This is a genomic window from Neisseria sp. P0022.S010 (assembly GCF_051956635.1).
In genome coordinates this window covers 1-18,939 of the sequence record NZ_JBQCXF010000040.1, presented here as the reverse complement: position 1 = coordinate 18,939, position 18,939 = coordinate 1, and the positions used below count along the sequence as shown (strand labels likewise).

Here is an 18,939-nt window from a genome sequence, read left to right as displayed (position 1 = left end):
CTGCCGCTGCATACCGAAAATGCCGCGCTGGGTGCGTTGATGGACACTATTGAACTGGCGGGAGCTTGATCATGCAAGAATGGTTCCAAAACCTCTTTGCCGCAACGCTCGGTCTGGGCGATTTGGGTATTACCGTAGGCTTGGTGGTATCCGTCATCGTCAAAATCGTGATTATCCTGATTCCGCTGATTCTGACCGTTGCCTACCTGACGTATTTCGAACGTAAAGTCATCGGCTTTATGCAGCTTCGCGTCGGCCCGAACGTAACCGGCCCGTGGGGGCTGATTCAGCCGTTTGCCGACGTGTTCAAACTCTTGTTTAAAGAAGTAACCCGTCCGAAGCTGTCAAACAAAGCCCTGTTCTACATCGGCCCGATTATGTCGCTCGCCCCGTCTTTCGCGGCATGGGCAGTGATTCCGTTCAACGAAGAATGGGTGCTGACCAATATCAATATCGGCCTTTTGTACATCCTGATGATTACCTCGCTGTCGGTTTACGGCGTGATCATTGCAGGCTGGGCGTCCAACTCCAAATATTCGTTCTTGGGCGCAATGCGTGCTTCCGCGCAAAGCATTTCCTACGAAATCGCCATGAGTGCCGCGCTGGTGTGTGTCGTGATGGTGTCGGGCAGCATGAACTTCTCCGACATCGTTGCCGCGCAGGCCAAAGGTATCGCGGGCGGTTCGGTATTCTCTTGGAACTGGCTGCCGCTCTTCCCCATCTTCATTGTCTATCTGATTTCCGCCGTTGCCGAAACCAACCGCGCGCCGTTTGACGTGGCAGAGGGTGAATCTGAAATCGTTGCCGGTCACCACGTTGAATATTCCGGCTTCGCGTTCGCGCTGTTCTTCCTTGCCGAATACATTTTCATGATTCTGATTGCCGCGCTGACATCGCTGATGTTCCTCGGCGGCTGGTTGTCCCCATTCCCGCAAAGCTGGGGCTTTATCGGTACGCCTTCCGCATTCTGGATGTTCGTGAAAATGGCGGCAGTGTTGTACTGGTATCTATGGATTCGTGCAACCTTCCCGCGCTACCGTTATGACCAAATCATGCGCTTGGGCTGGAAAGTGCTGATTCCGATCGGCTTCGCCTACATCGTGATTTTGGGCGTGTGGATGATTTCACCGCTGAATTTGTGGAAATAAGTTTCAGACGGCATCTTGAGGCCGTCTGAACAAAGCGATTTTGAATACCTAACGAAATCCCTGTTTTGAGGGAACATAAATATGGCTAACTTAGTAAAAACCTTTCTGCTTGGCGAATTGGTAAAAGGCTTGGGCGTAACGCTCAAAAACTTTTTTGCCCGCAAAGACACAATTTATTTCCCCGAAGAGAAAACGCCGCAATCCGTGCGTTTCCGCGGCCTGCACGCGCAACGCCGTTATCCGAACGGCGAAGAGCGCTGTATTGCGTGTAAATTGTGTGAGGCAGTTTGTCCGGCAATGGCGATTAACATCGAATCGGAAGAACGCGAAGACGGCACCCGCCGCACCAAGCGTTACGACATCGACCTGACCAAGTGCATCTTCTGCGGTTTCTGCGAAGAGGCCTGCCCGACCGATGCGATTGTGGAAACCCATATTTTTGAATACCACGGCGAGAAAAAAGGCGACTTGCACATGACCAAGCCGATTCTTTTGGCCATTGGCGACAAATACGAACCCGAAATCGCCAAACGCAAAGCCGCTGACGCGCCGTATCGTTAAGGAGCAGACGAATGACTTTTTCCGCGATTCTGTTCTATATCCTTGCCGCCATCGTTTTGTACGGTGCGGTTCGTACCGTTACCGCTAAAAACCCTGTGCACGCTGCTTTGCATCTGGTGCTGACCTTCTGCGTGAGCGCGATGCTTTGGATGCTGATGCAGGCCGAATTCTTGGGTGTGACGCTGGTGGTGGTTTACGTCGGCGCCGTAATGGTGTTGTTCCTGTTCGTCGTGATGATGTTGAACATCGACATTGAAGAAATGCGCGCCGGTTTCTGGCGTCATGCGCCTGTTGCCGGCGTGGTCGGCACATTGTTGGCGGTTGCCCTGATTCTGATTTTGGTTAACCCGAAAACCGACCTGGCCGCATTTGGCCTGATGAAAGACATTCCGGCCGATTACAACAATATCCGCGATTTGGGTAGCCGTATTTATACTGACTACTTGTTGCCGTTTGAGTTGGCGGCGGTATTGCTGCTGTTGGGTATGGTAGCCGCGATTGCACTGGTTCACCGCAAAACTTTCAATCCGAAACGTATGGATCCTGCAGACCAAGTTAAAGTACGTGCTGACCAAGGCCGTATGCGTCTGGTGAAAATGGAAGCGGTCAAACCGCAAGTCGAATCTGCCGAAGAAAGCGAAGTTTCAGACGGCCTCAAGCCGGAAGGGGAGGGCAAAGCATGATTACCTTGACGCATTATCTGGTATTGGGTGCGCTCCTGTTCGGTATCAGCGCAATGGGTATCTTTATGAACCGCAAAAACGTGCTGGTATTGCTGATGTCCATCGAGCTGATGCTCTTGGCGGTAAACTTCAACTTTATCGCCTTCTCACAGCACTTGGGCGATACCGCCGGACAGATTTTCGTATTCTTCGTATTGACCGTCGCCGCTGCCGAATCCGCCATAGGTTTGGCGATTATGGTGCTGGTGTACCGCAATCGACAAACGATTAATGTTGCCGATTTGGACGAGTTGAAAGGTTAGGCAGTGGTTTCAGGCGATTTGAAACAGAACGTATAAAATCCCTGTTACCAGATATAGCTGCGTAAAATCTAATTTGAAATTGCAAGATAAAGATAATTATGAGCCAAGATAAGTTGCGACAAACAATTAAAAGATTTATGAGTACGCTTACGGCAGTTGGTGTAATGGCAACTGCCTCAAACGTGTATAGCCAGTCTGTACAAACTATAGACCCAGAATTGTCTATTCAAAAACTGGCAAATTACCCAACTAACCGCGAAACGCGGCGTAAACTTACACTGAGTAAGAAAAATGCCTTTGCCGAACTGTATCGAGATTTGAGTACAGAGTTCTCACGTAAATTTCGGCGCTTACCAGAGGCAGTGCAATTATTTTCCTCCATTTTGGTTGATATTGCAGCGAATGATGAACTGAAAGGTCTTATTCATGCTAACGAATTAACTGATATAAGAGACGACATTCAGAAAAGTATGGAACAGATTATCGTGTTAGATAAGGTTTTGTATACACTGGAAAAGCTAACAGGACAGCAAGATACATACCAAATTCACGCGTTGTTTAAGAAAATTATTGAAGTAGATAAGCAAGCTTTGTCTTGTGCCAATCAGTTTTATGCGGCGATGTATCATTACGAGATGGTTAAAATAGCTCAAACACGCTCAAAGGCAGCATTTACATTTAATGAAACCCATTCGCGTGATGACATTCGTCGAGTTTTATTTGGGGAAGCTTGATGATAGTAGAAATTGCCGAGCCAATGAAAGCAGAAAATGGGATATTGAATACCCCCTTTTTTAAAGATACAAAATTTCTTAATCAAAAAGAAAAAGAAGCCTTGATTGATTTTATTGATAAGGTCGTAAGAGACCGTGAACTATCAGGTAAAAATAAACCGTCTTGGCAAGATGATTTTGGCAATGAACTGTCCGGTGTAGAAGAATACAAAAAGTTGAATTGTTGGCATTACCACTCTGGGCCAAATTACCATAAGAGAAAATATCCAGTGGCAATAAAAAAGTTGGAATTTAATCCGAATGGCGATACTTCATTGGAGGTTATCCACTATCAAAAGGTTGATGAAAATACTATTTTTATCCAAGTTTTTTCACCCAAACATGAGCCATTTCCTACTGTGCATACAACGCCAAATCCTATTCTAGATAGAATATTTGAACAGAAATTTGCAGAGTTAGGGAAAATATTGAGTGATATCGATAAAACGAATTAAAGCTGGACTATTTGTTTGTAACAATACATATTCAGATAGTCTAATCTCCTAAAAAAGTAGCTTATAACCAACAAAATTTTAAACTGCCAAAAATCTTAAATAAGGTTCATCCAAAATGAACGACATGACTTTATATCTCATTATTGCCCTTGTGCCTTTGGCAGGCTCGCTGATTGCGGGTTTGTTCGGCAACAAAATCGGACGTGCCGGTGCGCATACCGTAACAATACTCGGTGTGGCGGTGTCCGCCTTGCTGTCGGCTTATGTGCTGTGGGGATTCCTCAATGGCAGCCGTACCAAGTTTGACGAGAACGTTTATACCTGGCTGACAATGGGCGGCTTGGATTTCTCCGTCGGCTTCTTGGTCGATACGATGACGGCGATGATGATGGTCGTGGTCACCGGCGTATCGTTGATGGTACATATCTATACCATCGGCTATATGCACGATGAAAAAGTCGGCTACCAACGCTTCTTCAGCTATATTTCTTTGTTTACTTTCAGCATGTTGATGCTGATTATGAGCAACAACTTCATCCAGCTCTTCTTCGGCTGGGAGGCTGTGGGTTTGGTGTCGTATCTCTTGATCGGTTTCTATTTCAAACGTCCGAGCGCAACATTTGCCAACCTGAAAGCCTTTTTGATCAACCGTGTCGGCGACTTCGGCTTTTTACTCGGTATCGGCTTGGTACTTGCCTATTTCGGCGGCAGCCTGCGCTATCAAGATGTATTCGCTTATCTGCCTAATGTTCAGACGGCCACTATCCAACTGTTCCCCGGTGTGGAATGGTCTTTGATTACCGTAACCTGTTTGCTCCTGTTTGTCGGTGCGATGGGTAAATCGGCGCAATTCCCGCTGCACGTTTGGCTGCCTGATTCGATGGAAGGCCCGACACCGATTTCCGCATTGATTCACGCCGCAACCATGGTTACCGCCGGTCTGTTCATGGTATCGCGCATGTCGCCGATTTATGAGATGAGCAGCACTGCGCTGTCTGTCATCATGGTAATTGGTGCGATTACTGCCCTGTTTATGGGTTTCTTGGGTGTGATTCAAAACGACATCAAACGTGTGGTTGCGTATTCCACCTTGTCGCAACTGGGCTATATGACCGTGGCTCTGGGCGCGTCTGCCTATTCCGTGGCGATGTTCCACGTCATGACCCACGCTTTCTTTAAAGCCTTGTTGTTCTTGGCCGCAGGTAGCGCGATTATCGGTATGCACCATGACCAAGATATGCGCCATATGGGCAACCTGAAAAAATACATGCCGATTACTTGGCTGACCATGCTGATCGGTAACTTGTCGCTGATCGGTACGCCGTTCTTCTCCGGCTTCTATTCCAAAGATTCGATTATCGAAGCAGCGAAATACAGCACCCTGCCGGGCAGCGGCTTTGCCTATTTTGCCGTCCTCGCCAGCGTGTTCGTTACCGCATTTTACGCGTTCCGCCAATACTTTATGGTGTTCCACGGCGAAGAAAAATGGCGCAGCCTGCCTGAACATCATGACGATCATCATGGTGAAGAGCATCACGGCTTGGGCAAAAACGACAATCCGCACGAAAGCCCGCTGGTCGTTACCCTGCCTTTGATTTTGCTTGCCATTCCGTCCGTCATCATCGGCTATGTTGCCATCGAGCCTATGCTTTACGGCGATTTCTTCAAAGACGTGATTTTCGTTAATGCCGACGCGCATCCGACCATGCACATCATGAAGGAAGAGTTCCACGGCGCATTGGCAATGGTGTTGCACAGCCTGCATTCGCCCGTACTTTACCTCGCTATCGCAGGCGTATTGAGCGCATGGCTTTTGTACGTCAAACTGCCGCACCTGCCTGCGAAAATTGCACAGGCGTTCCGTCCGATTTACGTTTTGTTTGAAAACAAATACTACCTCGACGCCCTGTATTTCAACGTCTTTGCCAAAGGCACGCGCGCATTGGGTACTTTCTTCTGGAAAGTCGGCGATACCGCCATTATCGACAACGGTATCGTCAACGGCTCTGCCAAACTGGTCGGTGCGATTGCCGCGCAGGTACGCAAAGTCCAAACCGGCTTCATCTACACCTATGCAGCCGCTATGGTATTCGGAGTATTGGTACTGCTCGGCATGACCTTCTGGGGATTGTTCCGATAAAAGCGGGATTTCAGACGGCCTGTCTATAGTTTGTGTATAGGGCCGTCTGAAAAAGAAAATTTGAGCAATAATGATTGAAGACAAATTACCGCAAACCCTGGACGAAGTCCGCGAAGCCATCGACGGTTTGGATAAGGGATTAATCGAATTACTCGCCCGCCGGCAGAAATTGGTACGGCAGGCTGGTCGTCTGAAACCTAAAAACGATGTGCAGGCGGTTTCCGCGCCCGAACGGGTGGCTCAAGTGATTGCCTCTCGCCGCGCTTATGCCGAAAAGGCCGGTTTGTCGCCCGAAGTAGCAGAAGCAGTTTGGCGCAGCATGATTGATGCGTTCATTAAACTTGAGATGGACACCAACCGTACCGACGGAGCGTAGTCGAAATCTTCGGATAACGGTTTTGACAAGAAAAATAGGGAAGAGACCGTCTGAAATATAGAGGCGAGAAAAACCATGTCAGACACACAAACCATCCGCTCCGCCGAATTTACCGCTTCCCGCGCATGGGGCGCGCTCGACATCGCCAATATGAACGGCACCACCGTGCGCCTGCACTGGACGAACCAGCCCTACACATGGCACATCAACGACGGCGAGGAAGTGTTTGCTGTGATGGATGGCGAAGTTGAGATGCACTACCGAGAAAACGGCGAAGAACACATCGTTCGTTTAAAAAGCGGAGATATCTTCTATGCAGGAATCGGCACGGAACACGTCGCCCATCCGTGCGGCGAGGCGCGGATTCTGGTGATTGAGAAAGAGGACAGTGTTTGAGGCCGTCTGAAAAGAAGGTTTGAGACAGCAACAGAATAAGAGAATGACGGCAGATATACATTTTTCTTGATTTTGCCGTACACAAAATACACAATCTTTTTCAGACGGCCTCCTGAAATGTCGTCTGGAAACCAACCCATACAACTATATTTTTTATTTTAACCACAGGTTAACCACTATGTTTTCCAACTACCTACTCAGCTTGGCAATATGGATACCCATCGCCGCAGGTGTGCTGGTTTTGGCGACCGGTAAGGACAGCCGTGCGCCGCTGGCGCGTGTGCTTGCCTTCATGGGTGCGCTTGCCGGTTTCTTGGTAACGCTGCCCCTGTTTACCGGTTTCGACCGTTTGAGCGGCGGCTATCAGTTTACCGAGTTCCACGAGTGGATTCCGCTGCTGAAAATCAACTACGCATTGGGCGTGGACGGTATTTCAGTGCTCTTTATCATCTTGAATGCGTTTATTACGCTGTTGGTGGTATTGGCCGGTTGGGAAGTCATTCAGAAACGTCCGGCGCAGTATATGGCCGCTTTCCTGATTATGTCGGGTTTGATTAATGGTGCGTTTGCCGCGCAGGATGCGATTCTGTTTTATGTGTTCTTCGAGGGTATGCTGATTCCGCTGTACCTGATTATCGGTGTATGGGGTGGTCCGCGCCGCGTCTATGCGTCGGTCAAGCTCTTCCTCTATACGCTGATGGGTTCGCTTTTGATGCTGGTTGCCATGGTTTACCTGTACTATCAGACAGGCAGCTTCTCTATTGTCGATTTCCAAAACATCAAACAGATTCCGTTGGGCGTACAACAGCTTTTGTTTGCGGCGTTCTTCCTGTCATTTGCCGTAAAAGTGCCGATGTTCCCTGTGCACACTTGGTTGCCGGATGCCCACGTTGAAGCGCCGACCGGCGGTTCGATGGTGTTGGCGGCCATTACGCTGAAGCTGGGTGCGTATGGTTTCTTGCGCTTTATCCTGCCGATTATGCCGGATGCGGCACGCTATTTTGCCCCCGTGATCATCGTATTGAGCCTGATTGCTGTGATTTACATCGGTATGGTGGCTTTGGTGCAAACCGATATGAAAAAACTGGTGGCATACTCTTCCATCAGCCACATGGGTTTTGTCACTTTGGGTATGTTCCTGTTTGTAAACGGCCAATTGAATGACTGGGCATTGAAAGGCGCAATCATTCAAATGATTTCCCACGGTTTTGTGTCTGCCGCGATGTTTATGTGTATCGGCGTGATGTACGACCGCCTGCATACCCGCAATATTGCCGACTATGGCGGTGTGGTCAATGTGATGCCTAAGTTTGCGGCGTTTATGATGTTGTTCGGTATGGCCAATGCCGGTCTGCCTGCGACTTCCGGCTTCGTGGGCGAGTTTATGGTGATTATGGGCGCGGTTAAAGTGAATTTCTGGGTGGGCGCGTTGGCTGCCATGACCTTGATTTACGGTGCATCTTATACCCTGTGGATGTACAAACGCGTTATTTTTGGTGCGATCCACAATCCGCACGTTGCCGAAATGAAAGACATCAATTGCCGCGAATTTGCGATTTTGGCGATTTTGGCGGTTGCTGTTTTGGGCATGGGTCTGTATCCGCAAGCGTTTATCGAAGTGGTGCATCAAGCGGCAAACGATTTGATTACCCATGTGGCACAAAGCAAGATTTGAGGTGTGTAAATGAACTGGTCTGATTTGAATTTAATGCCCGCCATGCCCGAAATCGTGCTGCTTGCGCTATTGGGTGTCGTATTGCTGGCAGACTTGTGGATTTGCGATAAAAACCGCTATCTGACTCATCTGATGAGTTTGGGAACGGTCATCATCGTGGCCGTTACCCAATTGGCAGTATGGGAACAGGGCAGTGTCGATGCCTTTCACGGTATGTATATTGCAGACGGCATGTCCCGTTTGGCAAAACTGGTGCTGTATGCGCTGACTTTCGGTCTGTTTATTTACAGTAAACCGTACAACCAAGACCGCCAAATCTTTAAAGGCGAGTTTTACACCCTGTCGCTGTTTGCCCTGTTGGGTATGAGCGTCATGGTCAGCTCGGCACATTTCCTGACTGCGTATATCGGTTTGGAATTGTTGTCTTTGTCGCTGTACGCCATGATTGCCCTGCGCCGCGATTCCGGCCGCTCTGCCGAGGCCGCGCTGAAGTACTTCGTATTGGGCGCGTTGGCCTCCGGTTTGCTGCTCTATGGTATTTCCATGGTTTACGGCGCCACCGGTTCTCTTGATTTTGCTTCCGTCTTGGCTTCTGCTTTCAATGAGCAGGCCAATGAATGGTTGTTGAAATTGGGTATGGTGTTTATTGTAGTCGCCATTGCATTTAAATTGGGTGCGGTTCCATTCCATATGTGGGTACCCGATGTGTACGATGGCGCGCCGACATCCGTTGCCGCCTTTGTGGGTACGGCTCCAAAAATTGCCGCCGTTGTCTTTGCGTTCCGTATTCTTGTGACCGGCATGGGTACAGTACATTCAGACTGGGCGCCGATGTTGGCCATCCTTGCCGTTGCTTCTTTGGTGGTCGGTAACCTTGCCGCCATCATGCAAACCAATATCAAACGTATGCTCGCCTACTCCACCGTATCGCACATGGGCTTTATCCTGTTGGCGTTTATGGCAGGCGCAGTCGGCTTTACCGCAGGTCTGTACTACGCCATTACCTATGCTTTGATGGCGGCAGTCAGCTTCGGCGTTTTGATGGTATTGTCCACCAAAGATATTGAATGTGAAAACATCAAAGACCTCGCAGGCCTTAACCAACGCCATGCATGGTTTGCCTTCCTGATGCTGCTGTCCATGTTCTCCATGGCGGGTATTCCGCCGCTGATGGGCTTCTACGCCAAATTTGGCGTGATTATGGCGCTCTTGAAACAAGGCCATGTTTGGTTGTCCGTATTTGCCGTCATCATGTCGCTGATTGGTGCGTTCTACTACCTGCGCGTGGTCAAAGTTATCTACTTCGATGCGCCTGACCATGACCAGCCGGTCGGCAGCAACTATGCCGCCAAATTTGTCCTGACGGTCAATGCCTTCCTGCTGCTCCTGTGGGGTATCATGCCGCAAACCGTTATAGACTGGTGTGCCAAAGCATTGGAAAATACCCTGTAAGCTTTAAACAAAACCAACGGCGGCTGTTCCAAAGTCGCCGTTTTTGTTAGGATTCGCATTCGGATGAAATATACCCAAAGTTCAGACGGCCTCAAGCCTTTGAACAATCATCAAGCAGGTATCATCAAGATATTGAATATTCCACGGATAATGATGGGCAAGAATGCCCATTTAACATGTTAAAATCACACACAGGCCGTCTGAAAACAGAAAGACCATCATGACCGCATCCATGTACATTCTTTTGCTGTTGGCACTTATCTTTGCCAACGCACCATTTATTACCACCAAATTCTTCGGCATCGTCGCCCTGAAACGCAAACACATCGGCCATCACTTGATCGAATTGCTGGCAGGCTTCCTTCTTACCGCGATTCTCGCCTATATCCTCGAATCACGCGCCGGTACCGTACATGCCCAAGATTGGGAGTTTTACGCGACCGTGGTTTGCCTCTACCTGATTTTTGCTTTTCCATGCTTTGTATGGCGTTATTTTTGGAATGAGCGAAATAGAGAGTAGGATTTGAATTTGAATAAAGAAAAGGCCGTCTGAAAGATTTTCAGACGGCCTTGTATTTGAGAATGTAGGTGGTAATGACTTTACATCATTTGGCTACGAAAGTTTTTACATTCTTGTTTTCTTGTATCAGTAATAATCTTAGGATTTTGAACTGAGTTTTTATCTTGGTGATAATTACATTCCTGAACAACGCGCCGGTATGAGGATTTCTGAGGCTTTCTATATTGTTGTGGTTGGTGGTGGTAAGTATCTGTAGCACAAGCAGATAGAACTAGAATACATATTGTTGCTAAAAGTTTGTTCATACGATTTCCTGATTATGAATTAGTGGCCGTTGTATGCTGGGAAGATGCTTCTTTTAATTTGATAGATAGTATTTGCTAGATAAGGCTCTGATTTTGCGAGGTTGTCTAATCTTTCGCCTTGGTTATTGACAATCATGCACTTGATTTTGGTTCTATAAACTAATTCGTCATTAAGTAAGTCTATATTCAGTCTTTGCACATCTTGGTGACATTTTTCATATTGGGCGTTGATAATATCTAAATCTTTTTTGAGTTGGTTTGCGCCGGACTCTTCTAAAATTCGGTCTGTACATTGTTGTTCAGACTCTCCATTTTTACAGTTTAGATCAGTTATGTTCTCTGTAATCAAGTCTTCTGCAACTTTCTTATCATCTAAATTATTTTTTAGGATACCGGAATCTTTCAGTTGGTTGTTAAATATCTCAATGAGAATAGGCTTAACATTTGCCTTAATTGCCTCTGTTGCACTAGGAGCAATTAATTGAGACCAAATGAAAACGCACAAGGTAGTAAGTAATGTACCGATAACAGCTAGAATTTTTTTCATTTCAATTCTCTTAGAATAAGGGCATTTTATGCTAATTAATCATCTGCTCTAACTTGTCGATCAAGATAAGTACGGTTTAAGACCTTCATGTCTGACAATCTGATTTTGTTCAGATAAATATTGTCAGAATAGCAATTCCCATCTGCGTATCCTATTTGAGTTAGGTAGATATGGATTCAATAAAGACTTTATCTTCTTTTTGGATAAAAGTAGCAGAGAGACAATAATCTGTCTCATAAACACATCCCATAATTTTGACTTTATTTTTGTTTTTCCATTCAATACCGGCAACAATGGTCTCCAAAGGATAGTCTTTAGTTTCTGAGAAAGGCGTTACAGAACGAGATTTTGGTAATTGTGCCATTGTTACGGTTGTTTTTGGTATGCCGTTTTTTAAAATGGGAAACCAAAGAAAAGGGATGGACTCACCTTTCTTTTTATTCCATTGAGCAGAATATTTGCTAAAAGCAGTAATGGCATCGCTTAATCCCCCTTGATAAAAGCATCTTTGACTTTCCCCAATCATTTCTTCTACGGGCTTTTTACAATGTAAGTTTCCAGCCAAAGAAAAAGAGGGAAGGATGAATAGAACTGTAAAAATAAGTTTTCGCATAATTAATACCCCGTATCTACGTAGGCTGTTCCACGTTGCAAATAAGCATTGGATACATAGCCTTTTAGGTCACCAACCTGTACTTTAACCCAGCATCCACCGCCTGCATCTTCACATTTGTTGGTTTCAGCAATAACCTGAAGCTCTTGACCATCTCTTAATTGTTTAACGGCTATGTTGGAAGTAGATGGACCTCCACGAAGATTGATTGTGCCTGAACCCGAAGCAGTAATGACAAAAGCTGGGTAGCGAGTCAGTTTCTCGGTAGGTTTAGGAGCGGCAGTTTTTTTCTCTTCCGCTTTTTTAGTTTCTTCTTGTTGCTTTTTCTTTTTTTCTTCTTGCTCGGGTTTCGTTTTAGCTTCTTCTTGTTTCCGCTCTTCTTCTATAGCAAGTCTCTTTTTTGCCTCGTCTTGTTTTTGCTCATCTTGAGCGCGTTTTTGTTTAGCTTCTTCTTGTCGTTGCTCTTCCTCAAGCATTTGTTGCATCTTTAAGTCTTCTTGAGCACTTTGATAGGCTTGTTCATAAATTTCGTTTTCACGTTGTCGTTGTTCTATTTGTTTACGGTGTTCCAATTCTTGGTTTTCACGTTCAGCCTGAAGCTTTTGTTGTTGCGCTAATTGCTCTTTCAGTGCATTCAGTTCTTTTCTCGTTTCATTTTCACTACGATTACAGGCAGTAAGTAGAGTTAGAGTCAGAAAACTGATGGAAAAGATAGAAAAGGCTTTTTTCATTTTTTATCTCTCAATGGTTGAATGAAATATAAGTCTTTAAAAGTGATTAAAAAGAAATCTCATATTGAGATTTCTTTACGTAGTTATGTGTAACATTTGCAAACATTGTAACATAGTAAATTCAATGCTACAGTTATTTAATATGTTTAATCAATTTAGATAATTGGTCATTATAACCGATTATCGGTATATTTCCCGAGGAAATTCATTTCGATTGAAAAGAGTAGAGTTGTTTATATCTGTTAGCAATAAAATTCGTTCTTTGTGTGGATGGAGACAATGGTCTCAAGATAGAAGCTTAGTTTCCAAATAAATTCAGAAAAAGGCCGAGTTGATGTAGTTGCTTGAAACAATAAAGGCCGTCTGAAAGATTTTCAGACGGCCTTTATTTTGTTTGATGTTAAATATCGGTTAGAAAACAAGGCTGTTGGGGCGTAAAGCCTTGTCGTGAGGGCGGTTTAACGGTACTATTCTCGGTTAATCCTGTTTTATTCCTATGAAATTGAAAGTATAAGATGATTAATGATATTCAAAAGACAGCTGAAGGCAAAATGCAGCGTTCTCTGGAAGTATTGAAAGAAAACTTGGCTAAGGTACGTACCGGCCGTGCGCATACCGGCCTGCTTGACCAAGTGGAAGTGGAATACTGGGGCAGCATGGTGCCTGTGAGCCAAGTAGCGAACGTGACGCTTTTGGATGCGCGTACGATTGGTGTGAAACCTTTTGAAAGCAATATGGCTTCAAAAGTCGAAAAAGCGATCCGTGATTCCAACTTGGGCCTGAACCCTGCTTCTGTCGGCGATTTGATCCGTGTCCCTATGCCTATGCTGACTGAGGAACGCCGTAAAGATTTGATCAAAGTGGTACGCGGCGAGGCGGAAGAGGGCCGTGTGTCTATCCGCAATGTGCGCCGTGATGCAAACGACCACATCAAAAAATTGTTGAAAGACAAAGAAATTTCTGAAGATGAAGCCCACCGCGGCGAGGAAGCGGTTCAGAAGTTGACCGACAAATACATTGCTGAGGCAGACAAGCTCTTGGCGGCCAAAGAAGAAGATTTGATGGCGATTTAATCCTGTGTGCAAACCGTTCAGACGGCCTTTGGACGGTTTGCTCCCTGAAAGGCAGACATGAAAAGCAGTACGCAGACGATTTTGGAACACTCTGCCATCCCCCGACATATTGCCGTGATTATGGACGGCAACGGACGTTGGGCAAAGAAGCGTTTTCTTCCCCGTGTGATGGGGCATAAGCGCGGCTTGGATGCGCTGGAGAACATGGTGAAGCATTGTGCTGAACTGGGTGTGCAGTATTTGACCGTGTTTGCTTTTTCGACTGAAAACTGGCGACGCCCCGAGGAAGAGGTTTCTTTTCTGATGGGGCTGTTTTTGCAGGCTTTGCAAAAGCAGGTGCGCCGTTTGCACGATAACAATATGCGCTTGAAAGTCATCGGCAGCCGCGAGCGGTTTAATGCTGAAATCCTGAAGGGGATTGAGGCGGCCGAGGCGTTGACGGCAAACAATACCGGTTTGACTTTGAGCATTGCCGCCGATTATGGCGGCCGCTGGGATATTTTGCAGGCGGCAAATCAGTTGCTTGCCGAGGGTGCGACTGAGATTACGGAAGAGGCGTTGTCGCGCTATTTGATGTTGGGCGATGCACCCGAGCCGGATTTGTTTATCCGCACCGGCGGCGAGACGCGCATCAGTAATTTCCTACTGTGGCAGATGGCGTACGCGGAATTGTATTTTACGGATACGCTGTGGCCTGATTTTAATGAGAAATCGCTGAACGAGGCGATTGCTTCGTTCCAAAAACGGGAACGCCGCTTCGGGCGGACTTCCGAACAGCTGCCGCTTGAGCAGCAACGGGGTTGAGAATTATGTTGAAACAACGGATTTTAACGGCGCTGTGGCTCTTGCCGCTGATGCTGGTCATGCTGTTTTATGCACCTATGTGGCTGTGGGCGGCGTTTTGCGGCCTGATTGCCATGTTGGTTTTGTGGGAGTATGCCCGCATGAGCGGCTTGGACAAGCTGAAAATCAATCATTATTTGGCTTCAACGCTGGTGTTCGGCGTGATTGCTTATGCTGGCGGTTGGCAGCTGCCCAATTTGGTTTGGTGTGTCGTATTGGCGTTTTGGCTGATTGTCATGCCTTGGTGGCTGAAAGCGAAATGGAAGCTAAACGGCGGCTGGCAGGCTTACACGGTCGGTTGGTTGTTGGTGATGCCGTTTTGGTTTGCACTGGTTTATCTGCGCCCTCAGCCTGAAGACGCGCTGTCTTTATTGGCGATTATGGGCTTGGTGTGGGTGGCCGATATTGGCGCGTATTTCTGCGGCAAGTCGTTTGGTAAGCGCAAAATTGCGCCGACCATCAGCCCGGGTAAAAGCTGGGAAGGTGCGATCGGCGGCGCATTGTGCGTTGCCGTGTACATGACCATCGTATGGAAAGCCGGTTGGCTGGCTTTTGAAGCCGGTTGGTTCAAAACGATTTTGATCGGCTTGATTCTGACCGTTGTCAGCGTGTGCGGCGATTTGCTGGAAAGCTGGCTCAAACGTGCGGCCGGTATCAAAGACAGCAGCAATCTGCTGCCGGGGCATGGCGGCGTGTTCGACCGTGTGGACAGCCTGATTGCCGTTATCAGCATTTATGCCGCTTTCGTATATTTGTTTTAAACCGCCTGTCTTACGTTGTTGAGGGAGCTGATTATGTCCGAACAAAAACAGATTTCATCTTTATCGATTTTGGGCGTATTGTTGGCACTGGGATTGATGGCTGCGGCGTTTATTTTGGGCGTGCAGTTTAAGAATCTGCGCCAACCGGGGACGATTACCGTAAAAGGTTTGGCGGAGAAAAACTTCCAATCCGACAGCGCGACGTGGAATACGGGTGTGAACGCGCACGGCGAGAGCTATCAGGAAGTTTTGGATTTGCTGACGGCAAGACGCAAGAAGCTGTCTAAGTTTTTGGGCGAGCAAGGCTTTACGGCGGCTGAAATGAAAGTGGGCCTGCCCGAAGTGTCGCGCGTTTTCAATGAAACCCGCGACGAACTGGGCAATGTAACCCGCACGCCCAACGGCTACGACGGCGACCTCAATATTGTGGTCAACACCAAAAAACTGGACAAAATTCAAGTCGCCCAGCGCGCCATTTTGAATTTCCGTGCGCAAAACGAATTCATCCGCTTCGACAATCCGCAATATTTGCTGGGCAATTTGGAAACCATCAAACGCGATTTGATTACGCAGGCGACTGAGGATGCGCAGAAACGCGCGGCCGAGTTTGCCAAAACCGGCGGCGGCAAAGTGGGCGCCATGCGTTCTGCTTCGCAAGGCTCGTTCAACATCTATGCCGACACCGGCAGCAGTGAGGACGACGAATACGGCGGTTCTTACGATAAAAGCACCGTCGGCAAACAAGTCCGACTGGTTGTTACCATCGAATACGGCATTGAGTAATTCTTTCAGACGGCCTGTTTAGCCGGGAGGCAAAAGGCCGTCTGAAAATTGGAAACGGCAAAGAAATCTATTTCAAACACAATGAATACCGTTTGCACAGCACACAAAGAACACACCATGACACAACAAGTTCTGACCATATTAGGCAGTACCGGCAGCATAGGCGAAAGCACTTTGGACGTTGTTTCCCGCCATCCCGAAAAATTCCGCGTGTTCGCGCTGGCAGGGCATAGGCAGGTGGACAAGCTGGCGGCACAATGCAAACAGTTCCGCCCGGAATATGCCGTTGTCGGCGATGCCGGCCATGCCGCCGAGCTGGAAAAGAAACTCAAACAAGAAGGCATCGATACGCAGGTTTTATATGGTGCTCAAGCCCTGATTGATGTGGCTTCGGCCGATGAAGTCAGCGGCGTGATGTGTGCCATTGTCGGCGCGGCCGGTTTGCCCTCGGCTTTGGCCGCCGCTCAAAAGGGCAAAACCATTTATCTGGCCAACAAAGAAACGCTGGTGGTTTCCGGCGCATTGTTCATGGAAACCGCCCGTCAAAACGGCGCCGCTGTCTTGCCGATTGACAGCGAACACAACGCCATCTTCCAAGTATTGCCAAGGGATTACACAGGCCGTCTGAATGAGCACGGTATCAATTCGATTATCCTGACTGCATCGGGCGGCCCATTCCTTAACACTGATTTAAGTACATTTGACAGCATTACGCCCGAGCAGGCGGTCAAGCATCCGAATTGGAGCATGGGGCGCAAAATTTCCGTCGATTCCGCGTCAATGATGAATAAGGGCTTGGAGTTGATTGAGGCGCATTGGCTGTTTAACTGTCCGCCGGAAAAACTGGAAGTCGTCATCCATCCGCAATCCGTGATACACAGCATGGTGCGTTATCGAGATGGTTCGGTATTGGCGCAGTTGGGTAATCCCGATATGCGTACGCCGATTGCTTATTGTTTGGGTCTGCCCGAACGCATCGATTCCGGCGTGGGCGAGTTGGATTTCGGCGCATTGTCCGCGTTGACCTTCCAAAAGCCTGACTTTGACCGTTTCCCATGTTTGAAACTTGCCTATCAGGCCATGAATGCAGGCGGCGCCGCGCCTTGCGTGTTGAACGCCGCCAACGAAGTTGCCGTGGCCGCTTTCTTGGATAAACGCATCAAGTTTACCGATATTGCCCAAGTCGTAGCCCACTGCCTTGCCCAAGATTTTTCAGACGGCCATCATGATATCGAAAGCCTGCTGGCGCAAGACGCGCAAACACGCAGACAGGCAGAAGCCTTTATCGGTAAATATTAAGGCTTCAATGACAGGCCGTCTGAAACGCCAACCGCTTGGCATTTAGGCAGACAAAATGGAACAACTGCCTTTATAATCGGTTTTCAGACGGCCTTATCCGTTGATTATCACATTCCACTCAGGGGATTTTTTTGCAAACCTTTTTAGCCTTTATCGTCGCCATTCTGATTTTGGTCAGCCTGCATGAGTTCGGACACTATATTGTTGCCCGCTGGTGCGGCGTTAAAGTCGTGCGCTTTTCCGTCGGCTTCGGTAAGCCCTTTTTCACCCGAAAACGCGGTAATACCGAGTGGTGTCTTGCCCCGATTCCGCTGGGCGGTTACGTTAAAATGGTCGATACGCGCGAAGGCGAGGTGGCAGAAGCAGATTTGCCCTACGCCTTTGACAAACAGCATCCGGCCAAGCGCATCGCCATTGTCGCCGCCGGCCCTTTGACTAATTTGATTTTGGCCGTTTTGCTTTACGGTTTGAGCTTTTCCTTCGGCGTAACCGAGTTGCGCCCCTATGTCGGCATGGTCGAGCCTGCCAGTATTGCCGCCAAAGCAGGTTTTCAGGCAGGCGATAAAATTGTATCGGTCAACGGAATTGCCGTTAAAGACTGGAGCGATGCGCAAACCGAGATGGTGTTGAACCTTGAATCTGGTCCTGTAAAAGTCGCTGTTCAGACGGCCTCAAATACCCAAGCCGTCCGCATAATTGATGCCACCGGCACGCCTGAAGCAGGTAAAGTTGCGAAAAGCCAAGGCAACATCGGCCTTTTGCCTTTTAGAATTACTAACCGCATCGGCAAAGTCTTGGCTGATAGTCCGGCCGAAAAAGCAGGTTTGAAGGAAAACGACAAACTGCTGACCGCCGATGGGAAGCCCATCGAAAGCTGGCAGGCATGGACGGAACTTTTCCGCGCCAGCCCCGGCCAACGAATCGAACTGACTTACGAGCGCGACGGCAAAGTGCTGGCAACCGCTATCCGGCCGGACAGCGTCGAGCAGTCGGCTGGCGTGCTGGTAGGTAGAGCAGGGCTTGCCGCCCAGGCGGATAAAGAGTGGGATAAAACCATCCGCTACCGTTATACGCCTTCCGTTGCCCAAGCCTTTGAATTGGGTTGGAACAAAACCGTCAACTATTCGTGGACGACCCTCAAATTTTTCGGAAAACTGGTTACGGGCAATGCCTCTTTGAACCATATTTCCGGCCCCCTGACCATTGCCGATGTCGCCGGACAATCCGCAAAACATGGATTGCAGAGCTATCTTGAATTTCTGGCCTTGGTCAGCATCAGCTTAGGCGTGTTGAACCTTTTGCCCGTGCCCGTTTTAGACGGCGGACATTTGGTTTTCTATACCGCCGAATGGATACGCGGAAAGCCTTTGAGCGAGCGCATACAGGCAGTCGGCCTGCGCTTCGGACTGGCAGCCATGCTTTTGATGATGGCTGTGGCTTTCTTTAATGACATCAACCGTTTGTTTGGATAATTTATGAAACTGAACCAGATTGCTTCCGCTT

General features: G+C 48.0%; 22 protein-coding genes. 18 read left to right on the top strand and 4 right to left on the bottom strand.

The annotated features are described in order from the left end of the window. Positions 1-71: 71 nt before the first annotated feature. The 12 genes from nuoH to ACTHUT_RS06380 all read left to right on the top strand — a co-directional run bounded on the left by nuoH (position 72) and on the right by ACTHUT_RS06380 (position 10,481). Positions 72-1,148, top strand: coding sequence for an NADH-quinone oxidoreductase subunit NuoH (gene nuoH, locus ACTHUT_RS06435; RefSeq protein WP_002216340.1), 1,077 nt, complete (start codon positions 72-74; stop codon positions 1,146-1,148). 81 nt (positions 1,149-1,229) lie between these two features. Further along, positions 1,230-1,709, top strand: a complete 480-nt coding sequence (gene nuoI / locus ACTHUT_RS06430) for an NADH-quinone oxidoreductase subunit NuoI (protein ID WP_070837200.1) — start codon at positions 1,230-1,232, stop codon at positions 1,707-1,709. 11 nt (positions 1,710-1,720) lie between these two features. Continuing rightward, the gene (locus tag ACTHUT_RS06425; protein WP_440385898.1) at positions 1,721-2,392 is read left to right on the top strand and encodes an NADH-quinone oxidoreductase subunit J; all 672 of its coding nucleotides are present in this window, start codon (positions 1,721-1,723) and stop codon (positions 2,390-2,392) included. Then, on the top strand, positions 2,389-2,694 hold the full coding sequence (gene nuoK / locus ACTHUT_RS06420; protein WP_002215628.1) for an NADH-quinone oxidoreductase subunit NuoK: 306 nt from the start codon (positions 2,389-2,391) through the stop codon (positions 2,692-2,694). Before ACTHUT_RS06425 ends, nuoK begins: the two co-directional genes overlap by 4 nt. Before the next feature lie 98 nt (positions 2,695-2,792). Continuing rightward, positions 2,793-3,428, top strand: coding sequence for a hypothetical protein (locus tag ACTHUT_RS06415; RefSeq protein WP_440385899.1), 636 nt, complete (start codon positions 2,793-2,795; stop codon positions 3,426-3,428). Further along, a complete protein-coding gene (locus ACTHUT_RS06410; protein WP_440385900.1) occupies positions 3,428-3,922 on the top strand; it encodes a hypothetical protein in 495 nt (164 codons plus the stop codon). Before ACTHUT_RS06415 ends, ACTHUT_RS06410 begins: the two co-directional genes overlap by 1 nt. A 115-nt stretch (positions 3,923-4,037) precedes the next feature. Next, complete coding sequence (gene nuoL, locus ACTHUT_RS06405; protein WP_440385901.1) at positions 4,038-6,062, top strand: NADH-quinone oxidoreductase subunit L; 2,025 nt, start codon at positions 4,038-4,040, stop codon at positions 6,060-6,062. Positions 6,063-6,132: 70 nt separating this feature from the next. Next, positions 6,133-6,438, top strand: a complete 306-nt coding sequence (locus ACTHUT_RS06400) for a chorismate mutase (RefSeq protein WP_003747884.1) — start codon at positions 6,133-6,135, stop codon at positions 6,436-6,438. A gap of 75 nt (positions 6,439-6,513) precedes the next feature. Further along, complete coding sequence (locus ACTHUT_RS06395; protein WP_254324285.1) at positions 6,514-6,834, top strand: cupin; 321 nt, start codon at positions 6,514-6,516, stop codon at positions 6,832-6,834. A 178-nt stretch (positions 6,835-7,012) separates the two neighbouring features. Then, complete coding sequence (locus ACTHUT_RS06390; protein ID WP_440385902.1) at positions 7,013-8,509, top strand: NADH-quinone oxidoreductase subunit M; 1,497 nt, start codon at positions 7,013-7,015, stop codon at positions 8,507-8,509. Positions 8,510-8,518: 9 nt separating this feature from the next. Next, positions 8,519-9,961: an NADH-quinone oxidoreductase subunit NuoN gene (nuoN, locus tag ACTHUT_RS06385; RefSeq protein ID WP_036492298.1), complete on the top strand. Its 1,443-nt coding sequence runs from the start codon at positions 8,519-8,521 to the stop codon at positions 9,959-9,961. A gap of 220 nt (positions 9,962-10,181) precedes the next feature. Further along, on the top strand, positions 10,182-10,481 hold the full coding sequence (locus tag ACTHUT_RS06380) for a DUF2818 family protein (protein WP_440385903.1): 300 nt from the start codon (positions 10,182-10,184) through the stop codon (positions 10,479-10,481). Between the two features lie 80 nt (positions 10,482-10,561). Here ACTHUT_RS06380 and ACTHUT_RS06375 read toward each other — a convergent pair whose 3' ends face one another. The 4 genes from ACTHUT_RS06375 to ACTHUT_RS06360 form a co-directional block, all read right to left on the bottom strand. Further along, entirely contained in the window at positions 10,562-10,786 is a 225-nt protein-coding gene (locus ACTHUT_RS06375; protein ID WP_440385904.1) for a hypothetical protein, read from the bottom strand. 19 nt (positions 10,787-10,805) lie between these two features. Next, complete coding sequence (locus ACTHUT_RS06370; protein WP_440385905.1) at positions 10,806-11,333, bottom strand: hypothetical protein; 528 nt, start codon at positions 11,331-11,333, stop codon at positions 10,806-10,808. 160 nt (positions 11,334-11,493) lie between these two features. Further along, the gene (locus ACTHUT_RS06365) at positions 11,494-11,946 is read right to left on the bottom strand and encodes a hypothetical protein (RefSeq protein ID WP_036493924.1); all 453 of its coding nucleotides are present in this window, start codon (positions 11,944-11,946) and stop codon (positions 11,494-11,496) included. Between the two features lie 2 nt (positions 11,947-11,948). After that, the gene (locus tag ACTHUT_RS06360) at positions 11,949-12,677 is read right to left on the bottom strand and encodes an SH3 domain-containing protein (protein ID WP_440385906.1); all 729 of its coding nucleotides are present in this window, start codon (positions 12,675-12,677) and stop codon (positions 11,949-11,951) included. Between the two features lie 515 nt (positions 12,678-13,192). On the opposite strand from ACTHUT_RS06360, the gene frr reads away from it, so the two are divergent. From frr to rseP, 6 genes are all read left to right on the top strand, one after another. Next, the gene (gene frr, locus ACTHUT_RS06355) at positions 13,193-13,750 is read left to right on the top strand and encodes a ribosome recycling factor (RefSeq protein ID WP_440385907.1); all 558 of its coding nucleotides are present in this window, start codon (positions 13,193-13,195) and stop codon (positions 13,748-13,750) included. Positions 13,751-13,807: 57 nt separating this feature from the next. Next, positions 13,808-14,554 (top strand): isoprenyl transferase, encoded by a 747-nt coding sequence (locus ACTHUT_RS06350; protein ID WP_440385908.1) that lies wholly within the window; start codon positions 13,808-13,810, stop codon positions 14,552-14,554. A gap of 5 nt (positions 14,555-14,559) precedes the next feature. Continuing rightward, positions 14,560-15,354, top strand: a complete 795-nt coding sequence (locus ACTHUT_RS06345; RefSeq protein WP_295696675.1) for a phosphatidate cytidylyltransferase — start codon at positions 14,560-14,562, stop codon at positions 15,352-15,354. Positions 15,355-15,387: 33 nt separating this feature from the next. After that, positions 15,388-16,137, top strand: a complete 750-nt coding sequence (locus ACTHUT_RS06340) for an SIMPL domain-containing protein (RefSeq protein ID WP_070837183.1) — start codon at positions 15,388-15,390, stop codon at positions 16,135-16,137. Between the two features lie 117 nt (positions 16,138-16,254). After that, a complete protein-coding gene (gene ispC, locus ACTHUT_RS06335) occupies positions 16,255-17,436 on the top strand; it encodes a 1-deoxy-D-xylulose-5-phosphate reductoisomerase (protein ID WP_070606683.1) in 1,182 nt (393 codons plus the stop codon). 131 nt (positions 17,437-17,567) lie between these two features. Next, positions 17,568-18,908 carry an RIP metalloprotease RseP gene (gene rseP, locus ACTHUT_RS06330; RefSeq protein WP_440385909.1) on the top strand — a complete coding sequence of 447 codons (1,341 nt, stop codon included), beginning with the start codon at positions 17,568-17,570 and terminating at the stop codon, positions 18,906-18,908. The last annotated feature ends 31 nt before the right edge of the window (positions 18,909-18,939 follow it).

What these genes read in the sequence shown, in the direction of transcription:
- ACTHUT_RS06345 (WP_295696675.1), top strand. Translation starts at nt 14,560, where the DNA reads ATGTTGAAACAACGGATTTTAACGGCGCTGTGGCTCTTGCCGCTGATG.
- ACTHUT_RS06340 (WP_070837183.1), top strand. Translation starts at nt 15,388, where the DNA reads ATGTCCGAACAAAAACAGATTTCATCTTTATCGATTTTGGGCGTATTG.
- ACTHUT_RS06370 (WP_440385905.1), bottom strand. Translation starts at nt 11,333, where the DNA reads ATGAAAAAAATTCTAGCTGTTATCGGTACATTACTTACTACCTTGTGC.
- nuoK (WP_002215628.1), top strand. Translation starts at nt 2,389, where the DNA reads ATGATTACCTTGACGCATTATCTGGTATTGGGTGCGCTCCTGTTCGGT.
- nuoL (WP_440385901.1), top strand. Translation starts at nt 4,038, where the DNA reads ATGAACGACATGACTTTATATCTCATTATTGCCCTTGTGCCTTTGGCA.
- ACTHUT_RS06415 (WP_440385899.1), top strand. Translation starts at nt 2,793, where the DNA reads ATGAGCCAAGATAAGTTGCGACAAACAATTAAAAGATTTATGAGTACG.
- nuoI (WP_070837200.1), top strand. Translation starts at nt 1,230, where the DNA reads ATGGCTAACTTAGTAAAAACCTTTCTGCTTGGCGAATTGGTAAAAGGC.
- ACTHUT_RS06395 (WP_254324285.1), top strand. Translation starts at nt 6,514, where the DNA reads ATGTCAGACACACAAACCATCCGCTCCGCCGAATTTACCGCTTCCCGC.
- ispC (WP_070606683.1), top strand. Translation starts at nt 16,255, where the DNA reads ATGACACAACAAGTTCTGACCATATTAGGCAGTACCGGCAGCATAGGC.
- ACTHUT_RS06410 (WP_440385900.1), top strand. Translation starts at nt 3,428, where the DNA reads ATGATAGTAGAAATTGCCGAGCCAATGAAAGCAGAAAATGGGATATTG.
- ACTHUT_RS06390 (WP_440385902.1), top strand. Translation starts at nt 7,013, where the DNA reads ATGTTTTCCAACTACCTACTCAGCTTGGCAATATGGATACCCATCGCC.
- ACTHUT_RS06400 (WP_003747884.1), top strand. Translation starts at nt 6,133, where the DNA reads ATGATTGAAGACAAATTACCGCAAACCCTGGACGAAGTCCGCGAAGCC.
- ACTHUT_RS06380 (WP_440385903.1), top strand. Translation starts at nt 10,182, where the DNA reads ATGACCGCATCCATGTACATTCTTTTGCTGTTGGCACTTATCTTTGCC.
- nuoN (WP_036492298.1), top strand. Translation starts at nt 8,519, where the DNA reads ATGAACTGGTCTGATTTGAATTTAATGCCCGCCATGCCCGAAATCGTG.
- ACTHUT_RS06360 (WP_440385906.1), bottom strand. Translation starts at nt 12,677, where the DNA reads ATGAAAAAAGCCTTTTCTATCTTTTCCATCAGTTTTCTGACTCTAACT.
- ACTHUT_RS06375 (WP_440385904.1), bottom strand. Translation starts at nt 10,786, where the DNA reads ATGAACAAACTTTTAGCAACAATATGTATTCTAGTTCTATCTGCTTGT.
- frr (WP_440385907.1), top strand. Translation starts at nt 13,193, where the DNA reads ATGATTAATGATATTCAAAAGACAGCTGAAGGCAAAATGCAGCGTTCT.
- nuoH (WP_002216340.1), top strand. Translation starts at nt 72, where the DNA reads ATGCAAGAATGGTTCCAAAACCTCTTTGCCGCAACGCTCGGTCTGGGC.
- ACTHUT_RS06350 (WP_440385908.1), top strand. Translation starts at nt 13,808, where the DNA reads ATGAAAAGCAGTACGCAGACGATTTTGGAACACTCTGCCATCCCCCGA.
- ACTHUT_RS06425 (WP_440385898.1), top strand. Translation starts at nt 1,721, where the DNA reads ATGACTTTTTCCGCGATTCTGTTCTATATCCTTGCCGCCATCGTTTTG.
- ACTHUT_RS06365 (WP_036493924.1), bottom strand. Translation starts at nt 11,946, where the DNA reads ATGCGAAAACTTATTTTTACAGTTCTATTCATCCTTCCCTCTTTTTCT.